13 protein-coding genes are annotated in these 17,512 nt (G+C 67.6%); 5 read left to right on the top strand and 8 right to left on the bottom strand.

Annotated elements, in window-relative coordinates:
- The first annotated feature begins 10 nt into the window (after nucleotides 1-10).
- Together KAQ61_RS03285 and nhaA are read left to right on the top strand one after the other, a co-directional pair.
- Nucleotides 11-1,762, top strand: coding sequence for a TRAP transporter large permease (locus tag KAQ61_RS03285; protein ID WP_210930482.1), 1,752 nt, complete (start codon nucleotides 11-13; stop codon nucleotides 1,760-1,762).
- A 331-nt stretch (nucleotides 1,763-2,093) separates the two neighbouring features.
- On the top strand, nucleotides 2,094-3,497 hold the full coding sequence (nhaA, locus tag KAQ61_RS03280) for a Na+/H+ antiporter NhaA (protein WP_244982968.1): 1,404 nt from the start codon (nucleotides 2,094-2,096) through the stop codon (nucleotides 3,495-3,497).
- A gap of 131 nt (nucleotides 3,498-3,628) precedes the next feature.
- On the opposite strand, the gene KAQ61_RS03275 is transcribed toward nhaA, so the two are convergent.
- The 6 genes from KAQ61_RS03275 to KAQ61_RS03250 form a co-directional block, all read right to left on the bottom strand.
- Nucleotides 3,629-4,834 (bottom strand): ABC transporter permease, encoded by a 1,206-nt coding sequence (locus KAQ61_RS03275; RefSeq protein ID WP_154165000.1) that lies wholly within the window; start codon nucleotides 4,832-4,834, stop codon nucleotides 3,629-3,631.
- Nucleotides 4,834-5,625, bottom strand: coding sequence for an ABC transporter ATP-binding protein (locus tag KAQ61_RS03270; protein ID WP_210930481.1), 792 nt, complete (start codon nucleotides 5,623-5,625; stop codon nucleotides 4,834-4,836). The genes KAQ61_RS03275 and KAQ61_RS03270 overlap by 1 nt, the downstream gene beginning before the upstream one ends.
- Complete coding sequence (locus KAQ61_RS03265) at nucleotides 5,622-7,010, bottom strand: efflux RND transporter periplasmic adaptor subunit (RefSeq protein WP_210930480.1); 1,389 nt, start codon at nucleotides 7,008-7,010, stop codon at nucleotides 5,622-5,624. Before KAQ61_RS03265 ends, KAQ61_RS03270 begins: the two co-directional genes overlap by 4 nt.
- Before the next feature lie 20 nt (nucleotides 7,011-7,030).
- Nucleotides 7,031-8,506 (bottom strand): efflux transporter outer membrane subunit, encoded by a 1,476-nt coding sequence (locus tag KAQ61_RS03260; protein WP_210930479.1) that lies wholly within the window; start codon nucleotides 8,504-8,506, stop codon nucleotides 7,031-7,033.
- 111 nt (nucleotides 8,507-8,617) lie between these two features.
- A complete protein-coding gene (gene tsaD, locus KAQ61_RS03255; RefSeq protein ID WP_042412419.1) occupies nucleotides 8,618-9,667 on the bottom strand; it encodes a tRNA (adenosine(37)-N6)-threonylcarbamoyltransferase complex transferase subunit TsaD in 1,050 nt (349 codons plus the stop codon).
- Nucleotides 9,668-9,781: 114 nt separating this feature from the next.
- The gene (locus tag KAQ61_RS03250) at nucleotides 9,782-10,411 is read right to left on the bottom strand and encodes a DUF937 domain-containing protein (RefSeq protein WP_210930478.1); all 630 of its coding nucleotides are present in this window, start codon (nucleotides 10,409-10,411) and stop codon (nucleotides 9,782-9,784) included.
- A 213-nt stretch (nucleotides 10,412-10,624) separates the two neighbouring features.
- Here KAQ61_RS03250 and ybiB point away from each other — a divergent pair, with 213 nt between their 5' ends.
- Nucleotides 10,625-11,596, top strand: coding sequence for a DNA-binding protein YbiB (gene ybiB / locus KAQ61_RS03245; protein ID WP_210930477.1), 972 nt, complete (start codon nucleotides 10,625-10,627; stop codon nucleotides 11,594-11,596).
- A complete protein-coding gene (cobA, locus tag KAQ61_RS03240; RefSeq protein WP_042412425.1) occupies nucleotides 11,593-12,399 on the top strand; it encodes a uroporphyrinogen-III C-methyltransferase in 807 nt (268 codons plus the stop codon). The genes ybiB and cobA overlap by 4 nt, the downstream gene beginning before the upstream one ends.
- A gap of 362 nt (nucleotides 12,400-12,761) precedes the next feature.
- Here the strand turns inward: cobA and KAQ61_RS03235 are convergent, their stop codons facing one another.
- On the bottom strand, nucleotides 12,762-14,720 hold the full coding sequence (locus tag KAQ61_RS03235) for a PhoX family protein (protein ID WP_183301259.1): 1,959 nt from the start codon (nucleotides 14,718-14,720) through the stop codon (nucleotides 12,762-12,764).
- 240 nt (nucleotides 14,721-14,960) lie between these two features.
- Here KAQ61_RS03235 and KAQ61_RS18920 point away from each other — a divergent pair, with 240 nt between their 5' ends.
- Nucleotides 14,961-16,766, top strand: coding sequence for a methyl-accepting chemotaxis protein (locus tag KAQ61_RS18920; protein WP_210930476.1), 1,806 nt, complete (start codon nucleotides 14,961-14,963; stop codon nucleotides 16,764-16,766).
- A 168-nt stretch (nucleotides 16,767-16,934) separates the two neighbouring features.
- Here KAQ61_RS18920 and KAQ61_RS03225 read toward each other — a convergent pair whose 3' ends face one another.
- Nucleotides 16,935-17,429 carry an acyl-CoA thioesterase gene (locus tag KAQ61_RS03225; protein WP_043385831.1) on the bottom strand — a complete coding sequence of 165 codons (495 nt, stop codon included), beginning with the start codon at nucleotides 17,427-17,429 and terminating at the stop codon, nucleotides 16,935-16,937.
- Between the last annotated feature and the right edge of the window lie 83 nt (nucleotides 17,430-17,512).

Genomic DNA, 17,512 nt, shown 5'->3' with positions numbered 1-17,512 from the left:
AGACATAGCTATGGAATTCATTGCAAACAATATGGCCCCGATCATGTTCGCGGGCCTCATCTGCTTCTTGCTGCTGGGCTTCCCGGTGGCATTCAGCCTGGGCGCCTGCGGCCTGTTCTTCGCCGTGGTGGGGATTGAGCTGGGCGTGCTGCCCGAAGCCCTGATGCAGGCCTTGCCGCTGCGCATCTACGGCATCATGCAGAACGAAACCCTGCTCGCCATTCCGTTCTTCACGCTCATGGGGCTGATCCTCGAGCGCAGCGGCATGGCGGAGGACCTGCTGGACACCGTGGGCCAGCTGTTCGGCCCCATCCGTGGTGGCGTGGCCATCGCGGTGATTCTGGTGGGTGCCATGCTGGCGGCCACCACCGGTGTGGTGGCGGCGTCCGTGATCTCCATGGGCCTGATTTCGCTGCCCATCATGCTGCGCTACGGCTATGACCGCCGCATCGCCTCGGGCGTGATTGCCGCCTCCGGCACGCTGGCGCAGATCATTCCGCCATCCCTGGTGCTGATCATTCTGGCCGACCAGCTGGGTCGCAGCGTGGGCGACCTGTACAAGGGCGCCTTCGTCCCCGGCTTCATGCTGGTGGGCTTTTACATGCTGATGATTTTCGCCATCGCCATCTTCAAGCCCGCGATGGTGCCGGCCCTGCCGCCCGAAGCGCGCAGCCTGAAGGAAAAGGACGGCTCCAGCGGACTGACTTCGCTGCTGCTGCTGACCATCCTGTGCGTGGGCGTGTCGGTGTTTGCCGCCCACAACATGGAAACCATCCACACCTGGTTCACCGGTGAAGTGGTGGAAAAAGTGGCCAAGGACGAGACCATCGTCTTCGCGATGTGCTTCGGCGTGGCGCTGGCCTTCGTGGCCGCGTCCATCAACCGAGCCACCGGCCTGGGTCTGCTGTCGCACGTGGCGGAAAAAGTCACCTTCGTGCTGATCCCCCCGCTGCTGCTGATTTTCCTGGTGCTGGGCACCATCTTCTTGGGCATTGCCACGCCCACTGAAGGCGGCGCCATGGGTGCCCTGGGCGCCATGATCCTGGCCGTCAGCCGCAAGCGCCTGAGCTACCAGCTGCTGCGCCAGGCCCTGGTTGGCACCACCAAGCTGTCGTGCTTTGTGCTGTTCATCCTGATCGGCGCCACCGTGTTCGGCCTGACCTTCCAGGGTGTGGACGGCCCGCTGTGGGTGGAGCACCTGCTTTCGGACCTGCCAGGCGGCCAATTGGGCTTCCTGATCCTGGTGAACGTGATGGTGTTCTTCCTGGCGTTCTTCCTGGACTTCTTCGAGCTGTCCTTCATCGTCGTGCCGCTGCTGGCCCCCGTGGCCGACAAGCTGGGCATCGACCTGATCTGGTTCGGCGTGCTGCTGGCGGTGAACATGCAGACCTCCTTCATGCACCCCCCGTTCGGCTTTGCGCTGTTCTTCCTGCGCTCGGTCGCACCCGACAAGGAGTACACCGACAAGGTCACCAAGAAGCGCATTGCGCCGGTGACCACCAACCAGATCTACATGGGCGCGATTCCGTTCCTGTGCATCCAGCTGCTGATGGTCGGCCTGATCATCGCCTTCCCGGGCATCGTCTCCAGCGGCCTGGATGAGAAGGTGGACTACGACCTGGACGCCATCCGCGAACAGATGGAATCCTCCATGCCGGCACCGATCGACTTCGACAATCCGTACATGGAGCAAGGCAACGGCACGGGCAGCGCCCCCGCCGAGGACGATCCACTGAAGGCCTTGCAAGACTCGCTCAAGTAAGCGGCCGGTTTCGCACCGCCCCCAGCCCCTGCCGCTCACGCCGCAGGGGCTTTTTCATGCCCGCGGGCAACAAAAAGCATAGCTGCCTGCGCTGACGCGGCAGCCCATTCCTTGCGAAAACGCTTGGAAAGCTGGATGCAACCAGCGGCAAATGCTCCTATTTTTCAAGGATTTACCCTGATTCCCCTCGGAAAATCGGGCCCCGCACCACCGTCCTGGAGGTGTCTTTGGGTACACTGCGCCCCGGGTGCCCGCCACATGCGGTGGTGATGGCAGGTGAATGTTCATGTGCAAGTCGGGCCGCTTGCATGCACTCAGCGAAAGTCCGTCCGTGCACCCCCATGACCCCCAGGGCCAGGCCCCCCTGCACCCTCAATTTCCCGCGCCCAGCGCCCGCATCCCCACCCTGCAGAGCGTGACCGACAAAGCCTCCGCCGGCTTTGCCCGCATGTTGCACATCGAATCCATGAGCGGCATCGTGCTGCTGATTGCCGCCGCCGTAGCCTTGTTGTGGGCCAATTCGCCCTGGGCACAGACCTACTTTGACACCTGGCATGCGCCGCTGTCGCTGACCCTCGGCCCCTGGTCGGTCAACACCGACCTGCACTTCTTCGTCAATGACGTGCTGATGACCATCTTCTTCCTGGTCGTGGGCATGGAGATCCGCCGCGAGATCCACAACGGCGCCCTGTCCAACCTCAGCCAGGCCGCGCTGCCGGTCATCGCCGCCATCGGCGGCGTGGTCGTGCCCGCACTGATCTATGTGGCGCTGGCCGGCAACGACCCGGCGCTGCTCAACGGCTGGGCCATCCCCACGGCCACCGACATTGCCTTCGCCGTGGGCGTGCTGGCCCTGCTGGGCAAGTCCATCCCCGGGCCGCTGCGCATCTTCCTGCTGGCGCTGGCCATCATCGACGACATCGTGGCCGTGCTGATCATTGCCTTCTTCTACTCCGGCGGCCTGGACTACAGCGGCTTTGGCGTGGCCTTGGTCGGACTGCTGCTGGTGCTGCTGTTCAACCGCATGGGCGTGGCGTCGGCCTGGATGTACGTGCTGCCCGGCGCCGTGCTGTGGCTGGGCCTGCTGCAGACCGGGGCCCACCCTACGCTGGCCGGCGTGGTGCTGGGCCTGATGACGCCGGTCGCCATGCGCCCCGCGCCGCGCCACCACCTGGAGGTGGCGCAGACGGCCCTGGCGCGCGTGCACCTGCATGCCCGCAGCGGCGACTTTGATGCCGCAGTGCTGCGCCACGAGTTGAAGATTGCCACCCTGGCCCAGCGCGACCTGCTGCCGCCCGTGTTTCGCCTGCCCATGATGCTGCACCCCTGGGTGGCCTTCGGCGTCATGCCCATCTTCGCGCTGGCCAATGCCGGCGTGCAGTTCGGCGGGGTGGACCTGTCGGCCAGCGGACCCGCCACCGTGGCCCTGGGCGTGATGGTGGCCCTGGTGCTGGGCAAGCCGGTGGGCGTGCTGCTGGCCACCTTCATCGCCGTCCGGCTGCGCCTGTGCACCATGCCGCAGGGTGTGACCTGGCCCGGCGTGCTGCTGGTCGGCCTGCTGGCAGGCATCGGCTTCACCATGGCCATTTTTGTCGGCGGCCTGGCCTTCAGCCAGCCGGAACTGCTGGCCGCGGCCAAGATGGGCATCCTCGGCGCATCGGGCGCTGCCGCCCTGCTGGGGCTGCTCTACGGCTTTGCCATGCGCAAGCGCCTGGGCGCGACCGAGGCGGCCTGAGCCCGGGGCTGCCAGGCCGTTGCGCTGCACTCCCTTCCCTGGGCAGGCAGCGCCAGCACTGGCGCTCCCACCCATCAAAAAAGCCGGAGTGCCTTGCAGCCTCCGGCTTTTTTGCAGGGATTCCCCAGCACTCACTCGTGGCGCAAGGCCTCAATCGGGTCCAGCTGCGCAGCGCGGCGCGCCGGGAAGTAGCCAAAGACCACGCCAATCGCCGCCGAAAACACAAACGACAGCAGGTTCACCGTGGGGTTGAAGACAAACGGCACCTGCATCAGCTGCGCCAGTGTCACCGAGGCCACGGCCGCAATCGCGATGCCGATCAAGCCCCCCAGCGCCGCCAGCACCACGGCCTCAATCAGAAACTGCAGCAGCACCTCGCGCTCCAGCGCACCAATCGCCAGGCGCAGGCCGATCTCGCGCGTGCGCTCGGTCACGCTGACCAGCATGATGTTCATGATGCCGATGCCGCCCACCAACAGGCTCACCGCGGCCACCGCGCCCAGCAGGGTGGTCATCACCTTGGTGGTGCCGGCCATGGTGTCGGCCAGTTGCTTGGTGTCCAGCACGTTGAAGTTGTCCTCGTCCATGGGTGCCAGCTTGCGCAGATCGCGCAACAGGTCGCGCAGGCTGCTCTTGACGCGCTCGGGATCGCTGTCCTCGGCCATGGACACCAGCAAGGTGTTCACCCGGGTGTTGCCCGTGACCCGGCGCTGCAGGGTCTTGAGCGGGATCAGCACCATGTCGTCCTGGTCGTTGCCAAAGGCCCCCTGGCCCTTGGAACCCAGCAGGCCGATGATCTCGCACGAGAAGGCTTTCACCCGCAGGTGCTGGCCCAGGATGTCCGGGCTGTTCTGGAACAGTTCGCGGTGCAGGGTCGAGCCGATGATGCACACGGCCGCACCGGCGCGCAGCTCTTCGGGCGTGAACACGCGGCCCTGCTCCAGCTTCCAGTTGCCGGTCTGCAGCCAGGCGTTGGTGCTGCCGATCACGCTGGACGACCAGTTGCGGCCATTCGCCACCAGGGTGGTGCCGGAACGCGCCTCCGGGGCCACGGCGGCAATGCCGCCGATTTGCTGGGCAATCGCATTCGCGTCCGTGTCCTTGAATGCCGGTGCGGCTGTTGTCCCCGGCCCCATGCGCTGCCCTGCCCGGATCTGCAGCAGGTTGGTGCCCAGGCCCTGGATCTGTGTCTGCACGGCCAGGGTGGCGCCGTTGCCCAGGGTGACCATGGTGATCACCGCGCTGACCCCGATCACGATGCCAAGGATGGTCAGAAACGAGCGCAGCAGATTGCGGCGGATGGAGCGCAGCGCCAGCAAGATGGTGTTGCCGAACATCAGCCTTGCCTCCCTTGCACCAGCCCATCGCCCGCGGACGGCGCCGCGGCACGCAGCATGACCGAGGCGTTGGACACATCCGTGTCCAGCAGCCCGTCCTTGAAGCGCACGATGCGGCGCGCGTACGCGGCCATCTCGGGCTCGTGCGTCACCATCAGCACGGTGATGCCCTGCTCATGGTTGAGCTTCCACAGCAACTCCATGATTTCCTCGCTGCGCTGCGTGTCCAGGTTGCCCGTGGGCTCGTCGGCCAGCAACACCACCGGGTTGCTGACGATGGCACGCGCAATCGCCACGCGCTGCTGCTGCCCGCCCGACAGTTCGGCCGGCGTGTGGTGCTCCCAGCCGTTCAGGCCCACGGCCTCCAGCGCCCGGCGCGCCGCCTGGTGGCGCTGCGCGGCCGATTCGCCGCGGTACAGCAGGGGAAGTTCCACGTTTTCCTGGGCCGTGGTGCGCGGCAACAGATGGAAGCCCTGGAACACAAAGCCGAAATAGCGCCGACGCAGCCGTGCGCGCTCGTCACGGTCCAACCCTTCGACGTGCACGCCCTTGAACAGGTATTCGCCCGCCGTCGGCCGGTCCAGGCAGCCCAAGGTATTCATGGCCGTGGACTTGCCCGACCCGCTGGGCCCCATGATGGCGACGAATTCGCCCTGCGCGATGTCCAGGTCCACGCCCTTGAGTGCCTTGAAGGCCAAGCCGCCTTCGCCATACACCTTGACGATGTTGCGCAACCGGATCAGCGGTGGGCTGGCGCCGCTGTCTGCAGCCTGCGGTGCGGCCTCGCTCATCGCGCGGCCCCGCTGCGCTGGTCGGTGATGACCTGGGCACCTTCGGCCAGCTTCTCGCTGTCCACCTCGGTCATGCGGCCATCGCTGATGCCCGTCTTGACCTGCACGGCCACGGGCTGCTCGCCCTCCAGCACCCAGACGTAGCGGGTCTGGCCCGGCCCCATGGCCTGCGCGCCGCCCGCGCCGCCGCGACTCATGCGAGGACGCTGGGGCATCAGCTGGCCCATGATGCCGCCACTGTTGCCCCCCGAGGCGCCCTGCGGGCGGGGGCTGCGCTCTGCGCCAGAGCCGCCCGATCGCTCGGCGGCGGGCGTCGCGCCCTCCACCGCCGGGGCCTGCATGCCCACCGGTGTGAAGCGCAGCGCCGAGTTGGGCACCAGCAGCACATCGCTGCGCTCGTTGGCGCGGATGGACGCCGATGCCGTCATGCCGGGGCGCAGCGACAGGTCCTCGTTGCGCACATCCAGGCGCGCCAGGTAGGTCACCACGTTGTCGGTCTTGGTGGAGCCATAGTCCACGCGCGTGACCTTGGCCGGGTAGGTGCGCGAGGGGTGGGCGCTGACCGTGAAGCTGGCGCGCTGGCCGGTCTGCACCTGGCCGATGTCGGCCTCGTCGACCGAGACTTCCAGGCGCAGCTTCTTCAGGTCTTCTGCCACGGTGAACAGGGTCACGGCCTGCAGCGAGGCAGCCACGGCGTTACCGGGGTCCACGGAACGGGTCAGGATCACACCGTCGATGGGCGACTTGATCGAGGCCTTGGACAGGTTGGTCTCATCGGTCTGGAGTGCGGCGCGCGCATCGTCGACCGAGGCGCGGGCGGCGGCTTCATCGGCCACCGCACGATCGACCGAAGCACGCCCGGCATCCATTTCGGCGGCGGACGGCACCTTGCCTGCGGACAGGCGGTGGACCTCTTCCTGGCGGGCGAAATTGGAACGCGCCTCCTTCAGGGTGGCCTGGGCCTGCTGCAGGCGTGCCAGCGCCGAGGCCACGGAGGCCTTGGAGCGGTTCAACTGGGCATTCAGCTTGTCCGTGTCCAGCACCACCAGCACCTGGCCCTGCTTGACCTCGTCGTTGACATCCACCAGCACCCGGCGCACCGTGCCGGACAGCTCGGACCCGACATTCACCGTCCGCGTCGGCTGCAAGGTGCCGTTGGCCGATACCGTGATCGACAGATTGCCGCGCTTGACCGCCTCGGCCACATACACCGGCTTGGCGTTCACCTGTTGCTGGTGCTGCCAGTAGGCATAGGCACCGGCGGCACCCACGATCGCCACCACGCCGATCCAGACCGTGGGGCTTTGCCACCAGCGGCGTGCCAAGCCGTCACCCAGTAATTCCTGGACCTCCTTGGAGGTGCTTGCGGAGTTTTTCTTGCTCATCACTTTGTCCGTTCCATCTCTCACAACGTGGCGGGGGTGCTGCTGCCCACCAACTGTCCATCCGTGTCCAGGGGCTGCCAGCCGCCGCCCAGCGCCTTGTACAGGCGCACATGGTCGGTGCTGATGGCCGCACGCGTGCTCGCCACGCTGTCTTGGGACGACAGCAGCGTGCGCTGGGTATCCAGCACCGTCTGGAAGTCCACCAGCCCGCTGCTGTAGCGCTGGTTGGCCAGCAGCGAGGCATTGCGTGCAGCCTCCTGCGCCACCAGCAGCTGGACCAGTCGCTCCTTGTCGCCCTGCAGCTGCGCCAGCGCATCCTCGACCTCCTGCAAGGCCGTCAGCACCGTGGAGCGGTAGGCGATGCGTGCCTGCTCCACCGCTGCCTGCTGGGCGCGGATCTGGGCGCGGTTGGCGCCACCATCGAACAGCGGCGCAGACAGGCCGGCCGCGATGCTGGCCGCCACCGAGGCGCCATTGGTCAGGGCCCCCACCGTCAGGGCCCCCAGGCCCAGCGAGCCGCTGAGGCGCAAGCTGGGGAAGTTGGCCCGCTCCTGGGCGGAGAGATTGGCCACGGCCGCCACCACCTTGTGCTCCTGCACGCGCACATCGGGGCGCTGGCGCAAGGTATCGGCCGGCAGGGCCATGGCCAGCTGCTCGGGGGCCACGGGCAGGGGCTGGACGGTTTGCAACTGGGCATCCAGGGCCCCGGGCGGTTGCCCGGTCAGGATGGCCAGTGCATGGCGTGACTGGGCCAGGGAACTTTGCAGGGCCGGAATCTGCGCGGCCGTCTGCGCCGTGGATTGCCGGGCCTGCTCGGCCTCCAGCGAAGTCACCAGCCCCGCCTGCAGGCGCCATTCGGTGATCTGCTGGTTCTCGCGCTGGATGGCCAGGTTGTCGCGGGCAATCTGCAGGCGTTCCTGCAGGCTGCGCAGCTCGATGTAGTTCAGCGCCACCTCGGCGGCCAGGGCCACATGGGCCCCTTCCAGCGAGGCCACGGCGGCCTGCACGTTGGCATCGCCGGCCTGGACGGCGTTGCCCTGGCGGCCCCACCAGTCGGGCTCCCAGCTGGCGTCCACACCCACGGAGTAACGGTTGCTGGCATCGTTGTTGCCCGAGCGGCTGCGGGTGGCCCCCGCGCTGCTGCCCACGCTGGGCAGCAGGCCGGCGACCTGGACATCGCGTTGTGCGCGCGCCTGGCGCAGCACGGCCTGGGCGTTGAGCACGCTCGGGTTGGCGGCCAGGGCCTGTTCGATCAGCGCCGTCATCGGTGCGTCGCCAAAGCGCTGCCACCAGCGGCTCAGGTCTGCGGGCGATGCCACAGGGGCGGCCTCCGCGCTGCGCTGCCACTGTGTGGGCACCGGCACGGGCTGACTCTGTCCGGCAAATTGCGAGGTGTGGCTACAGCCGGCCACCAGCAAGGCCGTGGCCAGCGCCAGTGGCGTGGCCCAGGCGCGCGCCGGGTGGCGGTCGGAAATGGAGGGAAGCAGGTTCTGCATAAAAGGGGGAGAAAAACCGCGTGTTCGCTTGTTTCTACCCCGCGATTGTGCAGAGCCTGTGTAGGGCCCGGGCAAAAGCCCTGTGAAGCTTTGGTAAAGCTGCCTGCGGGCCTAGGCCGGCTCCACAATCGCGTCCAGCGGCCAGCGCGGTTTCACATCAAACGCATAGTGCTTGTCGGCCTGCTGCTGGCCGGCCTGCATGCGCATGGCCGCGGCCATGGCAATCATGGCGCCGTTGTCGGTGCACAGGTGCAGCTCCGGATAGTGCACGCGGATCTTGCGCTTGGCGCAGGCTTCGTTCAGTTGCTGGCGCAGCAGCTGGTTGGCGCCCACGCCCCCCGCCACCACCACGCGCTGCATGCCGGTCTGCTTGAGGGCGTTCAGGGTCTTCTTGACCAGCACGTCCACGATCGCGGCCTGGGCACTGGCCGCCAGGTCGGCCTTGCGCGCTTCCAGTTCGTCGCCCAGTTTCTTGGCCTGCGTCAGCACCGCGGTCTTCAGGCCCGCAAACGAAAAGTCCAGGTCGCCGCTGTGCAGCAAAGGACGGGGCAGCTTGAAGGCCTCGGGGTCGCCGCTTTCCGCCAGCTTGGACAGGATGGGACCACCGGGGTACGGCAGGCCCATGACCTTGGCGGACTTGTCGAAGGCTTCGCCAGCGGCATCGTCGATGGTCTCGCCCAGAATCTCGTAGCGGCCGACCCCATCCACGCGCATCAACTGGGTGTGCCCCCCCGACACCAGCAAGGCGATGAAGGGGAACTCAGGAGGATCGGCGCTCAGGAAGGGCGACAGCAGGTGCCCTTCCAGGTGGTGTACGCCCAGCACTGGCTTGTCCAGGGCCGCGCCCAGCGCACAGGCCACCCCGGCCCCCACGAGCAGGGCGCCGGCCAGGCCGGGGCCCCGGGTGAAGGCGACCACGTCGATGTCCTGCAGGGTTTGGCCCGCATCGTCCAGCACCTGCTGCGTCAGCGGCAGCACGCGGCGGATGTGGTCGCGGCTGGCCAGCTCCGGCACCACCCCGCCATAGGCACGGTGCATGTCGATTTGGCTGTGCAAGGCGTGGGCCAGCAGCGTCGGCACACTGCCGTCGGCCGGCATGCGCACCAGGGCCACGCCGGTTTCATCGCACGAAGATTCAATACCCAAGATCAGCTGACTCATAGGGCGCAAGTGTAGGTCTGCGCACCACGGCGCAGCGTGGGCCTGGCCAAAAGCCTTGTGCCCCAGGCAAGAAAAAAGCACCCGCAGGTGCTTGGCTGATGGGGCGACGGGCGGTCAGCGGCGGTTGTTGAGGAAGGCACTGCCCAGCTTGAACAGGTCCGAGGCCCCCAGCTTGCCATCGCCGTCCTGGTCCAGCAGGCTGCCCAGCAAGCCTGCGCCCAGCCCCCCGGCGCTTTGGGCCTGGGCGCGTTCCTGTTCCAGGCTTTGCCCCAGGCTGCCCGCATCCATGTTGCCGGCTTGCACACGCTGGGCCAGAAACGCCATGACGATGGGCGCCAGCATGGACAGCAACTGCCCGGCCGTCTGTCCGCCCAGCCCGGTGGCCTGACCCAGGCTGTCCTGCGCTTGCTGCTGGCTGCCACCCAAAATGTGGCTAAGAATGTCCGCACCCTGCCCAGCGGGGCTGGCCGTGCCGCCCGCGCCCCCGAGCACGGCGCCCAGCAGGTCGCCCAGCCCCTGGGGCATGGCTGCGGCGTGGTCGCGCTGCAGCGCCCCCATCAGGTCGGCGGCGCCCTGGGGCTGTGCGGCATTGCGGCCCAAGGCGCCCAGCAGCAGGGGCAATGCTGCCCCCACCGCGGTCTGGATTTGCTGGCGGTCTGCGCCCAGTTGCTGCGCCATCTGCTGCATGGGCGCGCCCTGCAGTTGCGCCATCAATTCGGACACCAAAGATTGCTGTGGATGCATCACTCACTCCTGTCGGTGGGCGGCTGGTGCCGCCCCTGGGGCGTCAGTATGCGGCAGCGCGCAGGGGCCACCGGCCCAGGCGTGCACGATGCGGCAAAGCCTGACAGCACCGCACCGAGCGACAGCGGGCAATCAGACGCAAACGCCATGCTCATATAAGAAACAGATATAAAAAACCATTCAAAATACGGCGAATACTTTTATAGATACCCCATGAGCATCCAGCAATACCTCAAGGAAATCGGTCGCGGCAAAGACGGCGCACGCCCGCTGTCGCGGCCGCAGGCCGCCGAGCTGATGGGCTGGCTGCTCGACGGCCAGGCCCACCCTTTGCAGGTAGGGGCCTTCTGCCTGGCCATGCGCATCAAGGGGGAAACCGCTGCCGAAATGGCCGGATTCATGGACGCCGTGCACGCCCGCCTGCCGCTGACCGAGGCCCCGGCCAGCCCGGTCGTGGTGCTGCCCAGCTACAACGGCGCGCGCCGCCTGCCTGTGCTGACCCCGCTGCTGGCGCTGCTGCTGGTGCGCGAAGGCCTGCCCGTGCTGCTGCACGGCGCCACCACCGAAACCAGCCGCACCACCGCCACGCAGGTGCTCGCGCACCTGGGCCACAGCCCCGAAAGCCGCCTGCGCGCGCCAGCTCCCGGCGAGCTGCTGCTGATGGGCCCACGCCAGTTGCTGCCCGGCCTGGCCGACCTGCTGGATGCGCGCGCCACCATCGGCCTGCGCAACCCGGCCCACAGCCTGGTCAAGCACTTCAACCCGCTGGGGCGCGGCGGTTTCGCCAGCCTGGTCGTGGGCTGCTACACGCACCCGGAATACGCCCTCAGCATGGCCGCGACGCATGCCGAAGCCGGGGGCCACGCGCTGCTGCTGCGCGGCATGGAGGGCGAGCCCGTGGCCGACCCACGGCGTCAGCCGGCCATGCGCGCCATCCTGCACGGCCGGACCGTGCAGGAATGGACCACCGAAAGCGGTACCATCCCCACCCTGCCGGAGTTGCCGCCGCACCTGGACGCCGCCGCCACCGCCGCCTTCACGCGTGAAGTGCTGCAAGGCCAGCGCCCGCTGCCCGCCACCCTGGCCACCCAGGTGCAGGCCATCGTGGCGCTGCACCGCCAGTTGCAGACCGCCTGCCCCGCCGCCTCACCCGCCCTGCCTGTCCCCCCCGGAGCCCACGCATGAACAGCGCCCCCCTGTCCCCCACTGGCACTTGCACCCTGGTCGGTGCCGGCCCCGGCGATCCGGAGTTGCTGACCCTCAAGGCCCTGAAAGCCATCCAGACCGCGACCGTGCTGCTGGTGGACGACCTGGTGTCCCAGGCCATCGTGGACTTTGCCGCGCCCGACGCGCGCATCATCTATGTGGGCAAGCGCGGCGGCTGCAAGAGCACGCCCCAGGCCTTCATCGAGAAGCTGATGGAAGCCGAAGTGCACAAGGGCGAACGCGTGGTGCGCCTCAAGGGCGGGGACCCCTTCATCTTCGGCCGCGGCGGCGAAGAGGTGGAACACCTGCGCGCCGCCGGCATCGAGGTACAGGTGATCAACGGCATCACCGCTGGCCTGGCGGGCCTGAGCAGCCTGGGCGCGCCGCTGACCCACCGCGACCACGCCCACGGCGTGGTGTTCATCACCGGCCACGCCAAGCCCGGCGATGCCGGCACGGACTGGCAGGCCCTGGCGGCCACGGCGACCGCAGCGCGGCTGACCCTGGTGATCTACATGGGCATCAGCTCGGCCGAGCAGATCACTGCCGGCCTGCAGGCCGGTGGCCTGCCCGCGCACACGCCCGCGGCCATCATCCAGCACGCCAGCCTGGCGCAGCAGCGCCACGCCATCACCACCCTGGGCGCGCTGCCCGCCACGCTGGCCGCGCAGCAACTGGGCAGCCCCAGCGTGCTGGTGATTGGCGATGTGGTGCGCGGCGTGGCCCAGTGGGCACGGCACAGCCCAGCCCCGGAGGCCACGGCACAGGCCCTGGCCAGCTGAACGCCCTGCGCGCCGGCGGACCCACCGCCGTGCGGGCCGCCACCCGGAAGGCCTTCGGACACGCACCAGCGCCGAGGCCCAGCCGTTCAGGCTGCACCCCTGGCGCCATTCGGGCCCGCAGCGGCCCTGCGGTTCAGACCCACCACCGCTCTTCATTTCAAAGCATTTGACGCGCGTGGCGGCTGACTTTCAGGCATATAAACACCTGAAACCAGCGCAAAACGTGCGCTAATCGCTCACTTTTTTACATCAGCCACGACGGTGCTGCCCCAACAACAAGGGCTGACACAGCCACCACTGTGTCAGCCCTTGCCATGCCCCCAGCCCGCACGGGCAGGACGCATGTCTTTGCGCTACGCGCCTCAGCTGCCGATCACGCCGCCATCGTCCTTGGTGATCACCACCGTGGCCGAGCGCGGAATGCTGTTGCCGCCATCGGGCCAGTGGCTGTCCCCCTCTTCACCGGGGTGCTGGATGTTGATGAACATGGTCTTGTGGTCCGGGGTGAAGGTGATGCCGGTCACCTCGCACTCCTTGGGGCCCACCAGGAAACGGCGGATTTCCTTGGTCACGGGGTCGGCGCACAGCATCTGGTTGTTGCCCTGGCCGGCGTAGTCCCCCTTGTTGCTGTACTTGCCGTCGGTCTGGATCCACAGGCGGCCGTCACGGTCGAAGGCCAGGCCGTCGGGGCTGTTGAAGGTGTTGTCGGCCGTGATGTTGGCCGAACCCGAGCGCAGGTCCTTGCGGTCCGTGTGCACGGTGGGGTTGCCGGCCAGCACGAAGATGTCCCACTCGAAGGTGGTGGCCGCGGCGTCGCCACCGGCTTCGCGCCAGCGCACGATCTGGCCGTAGACGTTCTTCTCGCGCGGATTGGCATCGTCCACGGTCTTGCGGCCGCTGTTGTTGGTCAGGGTCACATAGACCTCGCCGGTACGGGGGTGCACGGTCACCCACTCGGGGCGGTCCATCTTGGTGGCACCCACCACATCGCCGGCCAAGCGGGCATGCACCAGCACGGCCGCCTGGTTGGCAAACTGGGCATCGGCGCGCAGCTGGGGGTTGGCCTGCTTGTCCAGCAGCAACCAGGCGCCGGTGCCGGCAAAGTCGCCCGTGGCGGCACCCGCATCAAAACGGGCCACGAACAGCTGGCCGTCGTCCAGCAGGCGGCTGGTGTCGCCGCCGGGCACGTACTTGTGGTTCGAGACGAACTTGTAGATGTAGTCGTTGGCCTGGTCGTCACCCATGTAGATCACGGGACGGCCATCCTTGGTCAGGGCGAAGGCGGCGTTCTCGTGCTTGAAACGGCCCAGCGCGGTGCGCTTTTGCGGGATGCTGCCGGGGTTGAAGGGGTCAATCTCGACGATCCAGCCAAAGCGGTGGGATTCGTTGGGCTCCTTCACATAGTCAAAGCGCGCCTCGTGCTTTTCCCACTGGAACAGGCTGCCCTTGGGCGACAGGCCGTAGCGCTTTTGCGCGGCGTTGCGGCGGTCTTCACCGGCGCTGGTGCCGAAGTAGTTGTTGAAGTTTTCCTCGCAGGTCAGGTAGGTGCCCCAGGGGGTGAAACCATTGCCGCAGTTGTTGAAGGTGCCTTGCGCGCGCGTGCCGCTGGCATCGCCGCGGGTCTTGAGCAGGGCATCACCGGCGGCAGGGCCGCTCATCTGCATGGCCGAATGCGCCGTGATGCGGCGGTTGTAGACGCTGCCCGGCACGATGTCCCATTGGCCCTTGGCGTTGCGCTTGAGGTGGATCACCGACACGCCGTGCGCGTTCATGGACTTGTGCACGTGGTCGCGGCCCCATTGCTTGGCCACGTCACCGCCCTTGCGGCCAAACAGCCAGACGTAGGCACCGGTTTTTTCATCGACCGTGCAGTACTCGTGGTTCATGACCAGCAGGCCTTCGTCGCTCTTGCCGTCCAGGGCGAAGAAGTGGATGCCGTCGTGGTTGTCGCCCACCTGCTGGGCCTGGGTGGCGGCGTCCTCGCTGCCATCGCCCTTGAACTTGGGGGCCCCGTCCAGCAGCGGCGTGCCCCAGGGGGCCAGCACCTTGGCGCTGTAGCCGGGCGCAATCTTGATGCTGTCGTCGGTCGAGATCGGAATGGCCTGGAAGCCGATCAGCGGCTGGCCGCCCTGGCTGCCCGATGTGGCGCAACCAACCAGCCCCCCGCCCAGACCCAGGAACATGGCCGCCGACAGGCCGGTGCCAGTGCGCAGAAAGCCACGGCGCGACACGGCGCTGGCCACCACGGTCTGGAATTCCGGGTTGGCGCTGAGGTTGGTGGGAACATCTTCGCTGTCGATGGTGGCAGCTTGCAGATTCATGGTGGGCGTCCTTGAGGTCGTCGTGGGGGTTTCAAAAGCCCGGCCAGTGTCTGCAAACACTGTGTCAGCGACGTGACGGTTGCGCGGCATTTGCATGACAGCGCACCGCCGCGTTGTGCCGCGGCCCCAAGGCTTGCAGGGCCCTGACAAACGGGCGCCGGCTACGCGTTGGCCGCCATCCCAGCGCCCGATTCACAGCGCACAATGGCAGCACGCCCTCAACCACCGCGAGGTATTCCGATGCGCTTTGCAAACCTGAAAATTGGCACCAAGCTCGGCCTGGCGTTCGCGTCCATGCTGGCCCTGACCCTGCTGCTGGGCAGCGTGGCCCTGTGGCAGGTCGAGCGGCTGAACCAGGCCCTCCATGGCATCAGCGAGAACGCCCTGCCCAGCGTGGCCGAGACCGGCAACATCCGGTCACAGTGGAACCGCTACCGCCGCCTGGAAAGCCATTTGCTGACGCCGCAGAACGAATCGGCCGCCCAGGCCCTGGAGCAACAGTCGCAGTCGGTGCTGGCCTCGATCGCCGAGTCGGAGCAGCGCTACAAGGCGCTGGAACAATCGGCGCAGGAGCAGCAACTGCTGCAGGCCTACCAGCAGCAGCGGGACAGTTACCTGGCCGTGCACCAGCGCTTCACGGACACCGCGTTGACCCTGCACCGCAGCGGCAACACCGACCCCGCCGCCCTGGTGCAGTTGCAGTCCATGTACACGCAGGAGGGCGAGCCCGCCTTTGCCGCCCTGGCCGAGACGGTGGGCAAGCTGTCGAGCATCAACCAGAACAATGCCGAGGTGCTGCGCACGGACAGCGCCACGGTCAAGACCTCGGCCATGTGGTGGGTGCTGGGCAGCATGGCCAGCAGCGCTGCCCTGGCGCTGCTGTTCGCGGTGCTGGTCACACGCTCGCTGTCCCGCCCGGCCCACCAGGCGATGCAGGCCGCCACGCAGATTGCGGCCGGGGATCTGACCCACCCCATCCAGGCCCGCAGCAGCGACGAGATGGGCACCCTGATGGCCACCATGGAGCAGATGCGCCACAGCCTGAGCACGGTGGTGCAGCGCGTGCGCAGCAACGCGGAGTCGGTGGCCACCGCCAGTGAAGAGATTTCGAGTGGCACCACGGACCTGTCCTCGCGCACCGAAGAGCAGGCCAGCGCCCTGGAAGAGACCGCTGCCTCGATGGAGCAGCTCTCGTCCACCGTGCGCCAGAACGCCGACAGCGCCCTGCAGGCCAACCAGCTGGCCCTGAGCGCCTCGCAAGTCGCCCAGCAAGGCGGCGAGGTGGTCGGTGAGGTGGTGGAAAGCATGCGCAGCATCACCGAGAGCAGCCACAAGATTGCCGACATCATCGGCGTCATCGACGGCATTGCCTTCCAGACCAACATCCTGGCACTGAACGCCGCGGTGGAAGCTGCGCGCGCCGGCGAGCAAGGGCGCGGCTTTGCCGTGGTGGCGGCCGAGGTGCGCAGCCTGGCCGGCCGCTCGGCCGAGGCGGCCAAGGAAATCAAGCAGCTGATCCACAGCAGCGTCTCGCGCGTGGAAGCCGGCAGCGCCCTGGTGGAGCGCGCCGGCCACACCATGTCCGAGGTGGTGGGCGCCATCCGCCGCGTGACCGACCTGGTCGGCGAGATCAGCGCCGCCAGCACCGAGCAGAGCCAGGGCGTGGCCCAGGTCGGTGAAGCCATCACGCAGATGGACACCACCACCCAGCAGAATGCGGCCCTGGTCGAGGAAAGCGCGGCCGCCGCCGACAGCCTGAAGCGCCAGGCCCAGGAGCTGGTGCAGGCCGTCTCGCACTTCAAGACCCAGGGTGGCGCCGCACAGGCGATCGCCCCTGTCCGGGCCACCACGCCGGGCGCTGTAGCGCCCGTGGCTACGGCCGCCCCCCGCACGGCGATGGCGGCACCGCGCAGCGCCGCCACAGGCGCGGCGCGCACACCATCCGCCCCCACCACCTCGGCGCCCGCCCTGACCCGCCCGGCCAAGCCCTCCGCCCCGCCCGCAGCGCCATCCGGCGACAACGCCGACGACTGGGAAAGCTTCTAAACACAGCTCAGCTGCGCCACCAACCGCTGGGGTCGCGTGGTCCTGGGCAGCACGGGCTCCGGCTGATGCCTGCCCCCTGCGCCAGCGGAACGCCCCCAGCCCCCATGCAAAAAGCCGTGCCCACAGGCACGGCTTTTTACTTGTGCATCGGGCGCAGCGCGCCGGGAATCACACCACGGTCGAAGAGGCCTGGCGGGTTTCGGCAAAGCGCTGGGCCACTTCCTTGCGCATGTCCTTGCGGATCAAGGCCGCCTGCCAGCGGCGCTGCTGCTCTTCGGTCTCGGTCTGCAGCGCAGGCACCGGCACGGGCTTGCGCGCATCGTCCACCGCCACCATGGTGAAAAAGCAGCTGTTCACATGGCGCACCACCTGGGTGCGGATGTCTTCGGCAATCACCTTGATGCCGATTTCCATGGACGAATGGCCGGTGTAGTTCACGCTGGCCAGGAAGGTCACCAGCTCGCCCACATGGATGGGCTGCAGAAACATCACCTGGTCCACGCTCAGCGTCACGCAGTAGCGACCGGCATAGCGGCTGGCGCAGGCGTAGGCCACTTCGTCCAGCTTCTTCAAGATTGCGCCCCCGTGCACATTGCCGGAAAAATTGGCCATGTCAGGGGTCATCAGCACCGTCATGCTGAGTTGGTGTGCAGGCAAGTTCATGGCGGTGGATTGTAGGAACGGATGGTGGCAGTGGCACGACAGCCGCCGGGCAACCCGCAGCCCCTGCGGGGCTTGGCCGCTTG

It is taken from the genome of Comamonas aquatica, assembly GCF_018064205.1.
GTDB classification, from domain to species: domain Bacteria; phylum Pseudomonadota; class Gammaproteobacteria; order Burkholderiales; family Burkholderiaceae_C; genus Comamonas; species Comamonas aquatica.
The sequence above is the reverse complement of the archived record's forward strand: the minus strand, read 5'-3'. Positions and strand labels throughout refer to the sequence as shown.

Coding starts and splice junctions, on each gene's coding strand:
- KAQ61_RS03225 (WP_043385831.1), bottom strand. CDS start 17,429: ATGAACTTGCCTGCACACCAACTCAGCATGACGGTGCTGATGACCCCT.
- KAQ61_RS03275 (WP_154165000.1), bottom strand. CDS start 4,834: ATGTTCGGCAACACCATCTTGCTGGCGCTGCGCTCCATCCGCCGCAAT.
- KAQ61_RS03250 (WP_210930478.1), bottom strand. CDS start 10,411: ATGCATCCACAGCAATCTTTGGTGTCCGAATTGATGGCGCAACTGCAG.
- KAQ61_RS03265 (WP_210930480.1), bottom strand. CDS start 7,010: ATGAGCAAGAAAAACTCCGCAAGCACCTCCAAGGAGGTCCAGGAATTA.
- KAQ61_RS18920 (WP_210930476.1), top strand. CDS start 14,961: ATGCGCTTTGCAAACCTGAAAATTGGCACCAAGCTCGGCCTGGCGTTC.
- KAQ61_RS03260 (WP_210930479.1), bottom strand. CDS start 8,506: ATGCAGAACCTGCTTCCCTCCATTTCCGACCGCCACCCGGCGCGCGCC.
- KAQ61_RS03270 (WP_210930481.1), bottom strand. CDS start 5,625: ATGAGCGAGGCCGCACCGCAGGCTGCAGACAGCGGCGCCAGCCCACCG.
- ybiB (WP_210930477.1), top strand. CDS start 10,625: ATGAGCATCCAGCAATACCTCAAGGAAATCGGTCGCGGCAAAGACGGC.
- tsaD (WP_042412419.1), bottom strand. CDS start 9,667: ATGAGTCAGCTGATCTTGGGTATTGAATCTTCGTGCGATGAAACCGGC.
- cobA (WP_042412425.1), top strand. CDS start 11,593: ATGAACAGCGCCCCCCTGTCCCCCACTGGCACTTGCACCCTGGTCGGT.
- KAQ61_RS03235 (WP_183301259.1), bottom strand. CDS start 14,720: ATGAATCTGCAAGCTGCCACCATCGACAGCGAAGATGTTCCCACCAAC.
- KAQ61_RS03285 (WP_210930482.1), top strand. CDS start 11: ATGGAATTCATTGCAAACAATATGGCCCCGATCATGTTCGCGGGCCTC.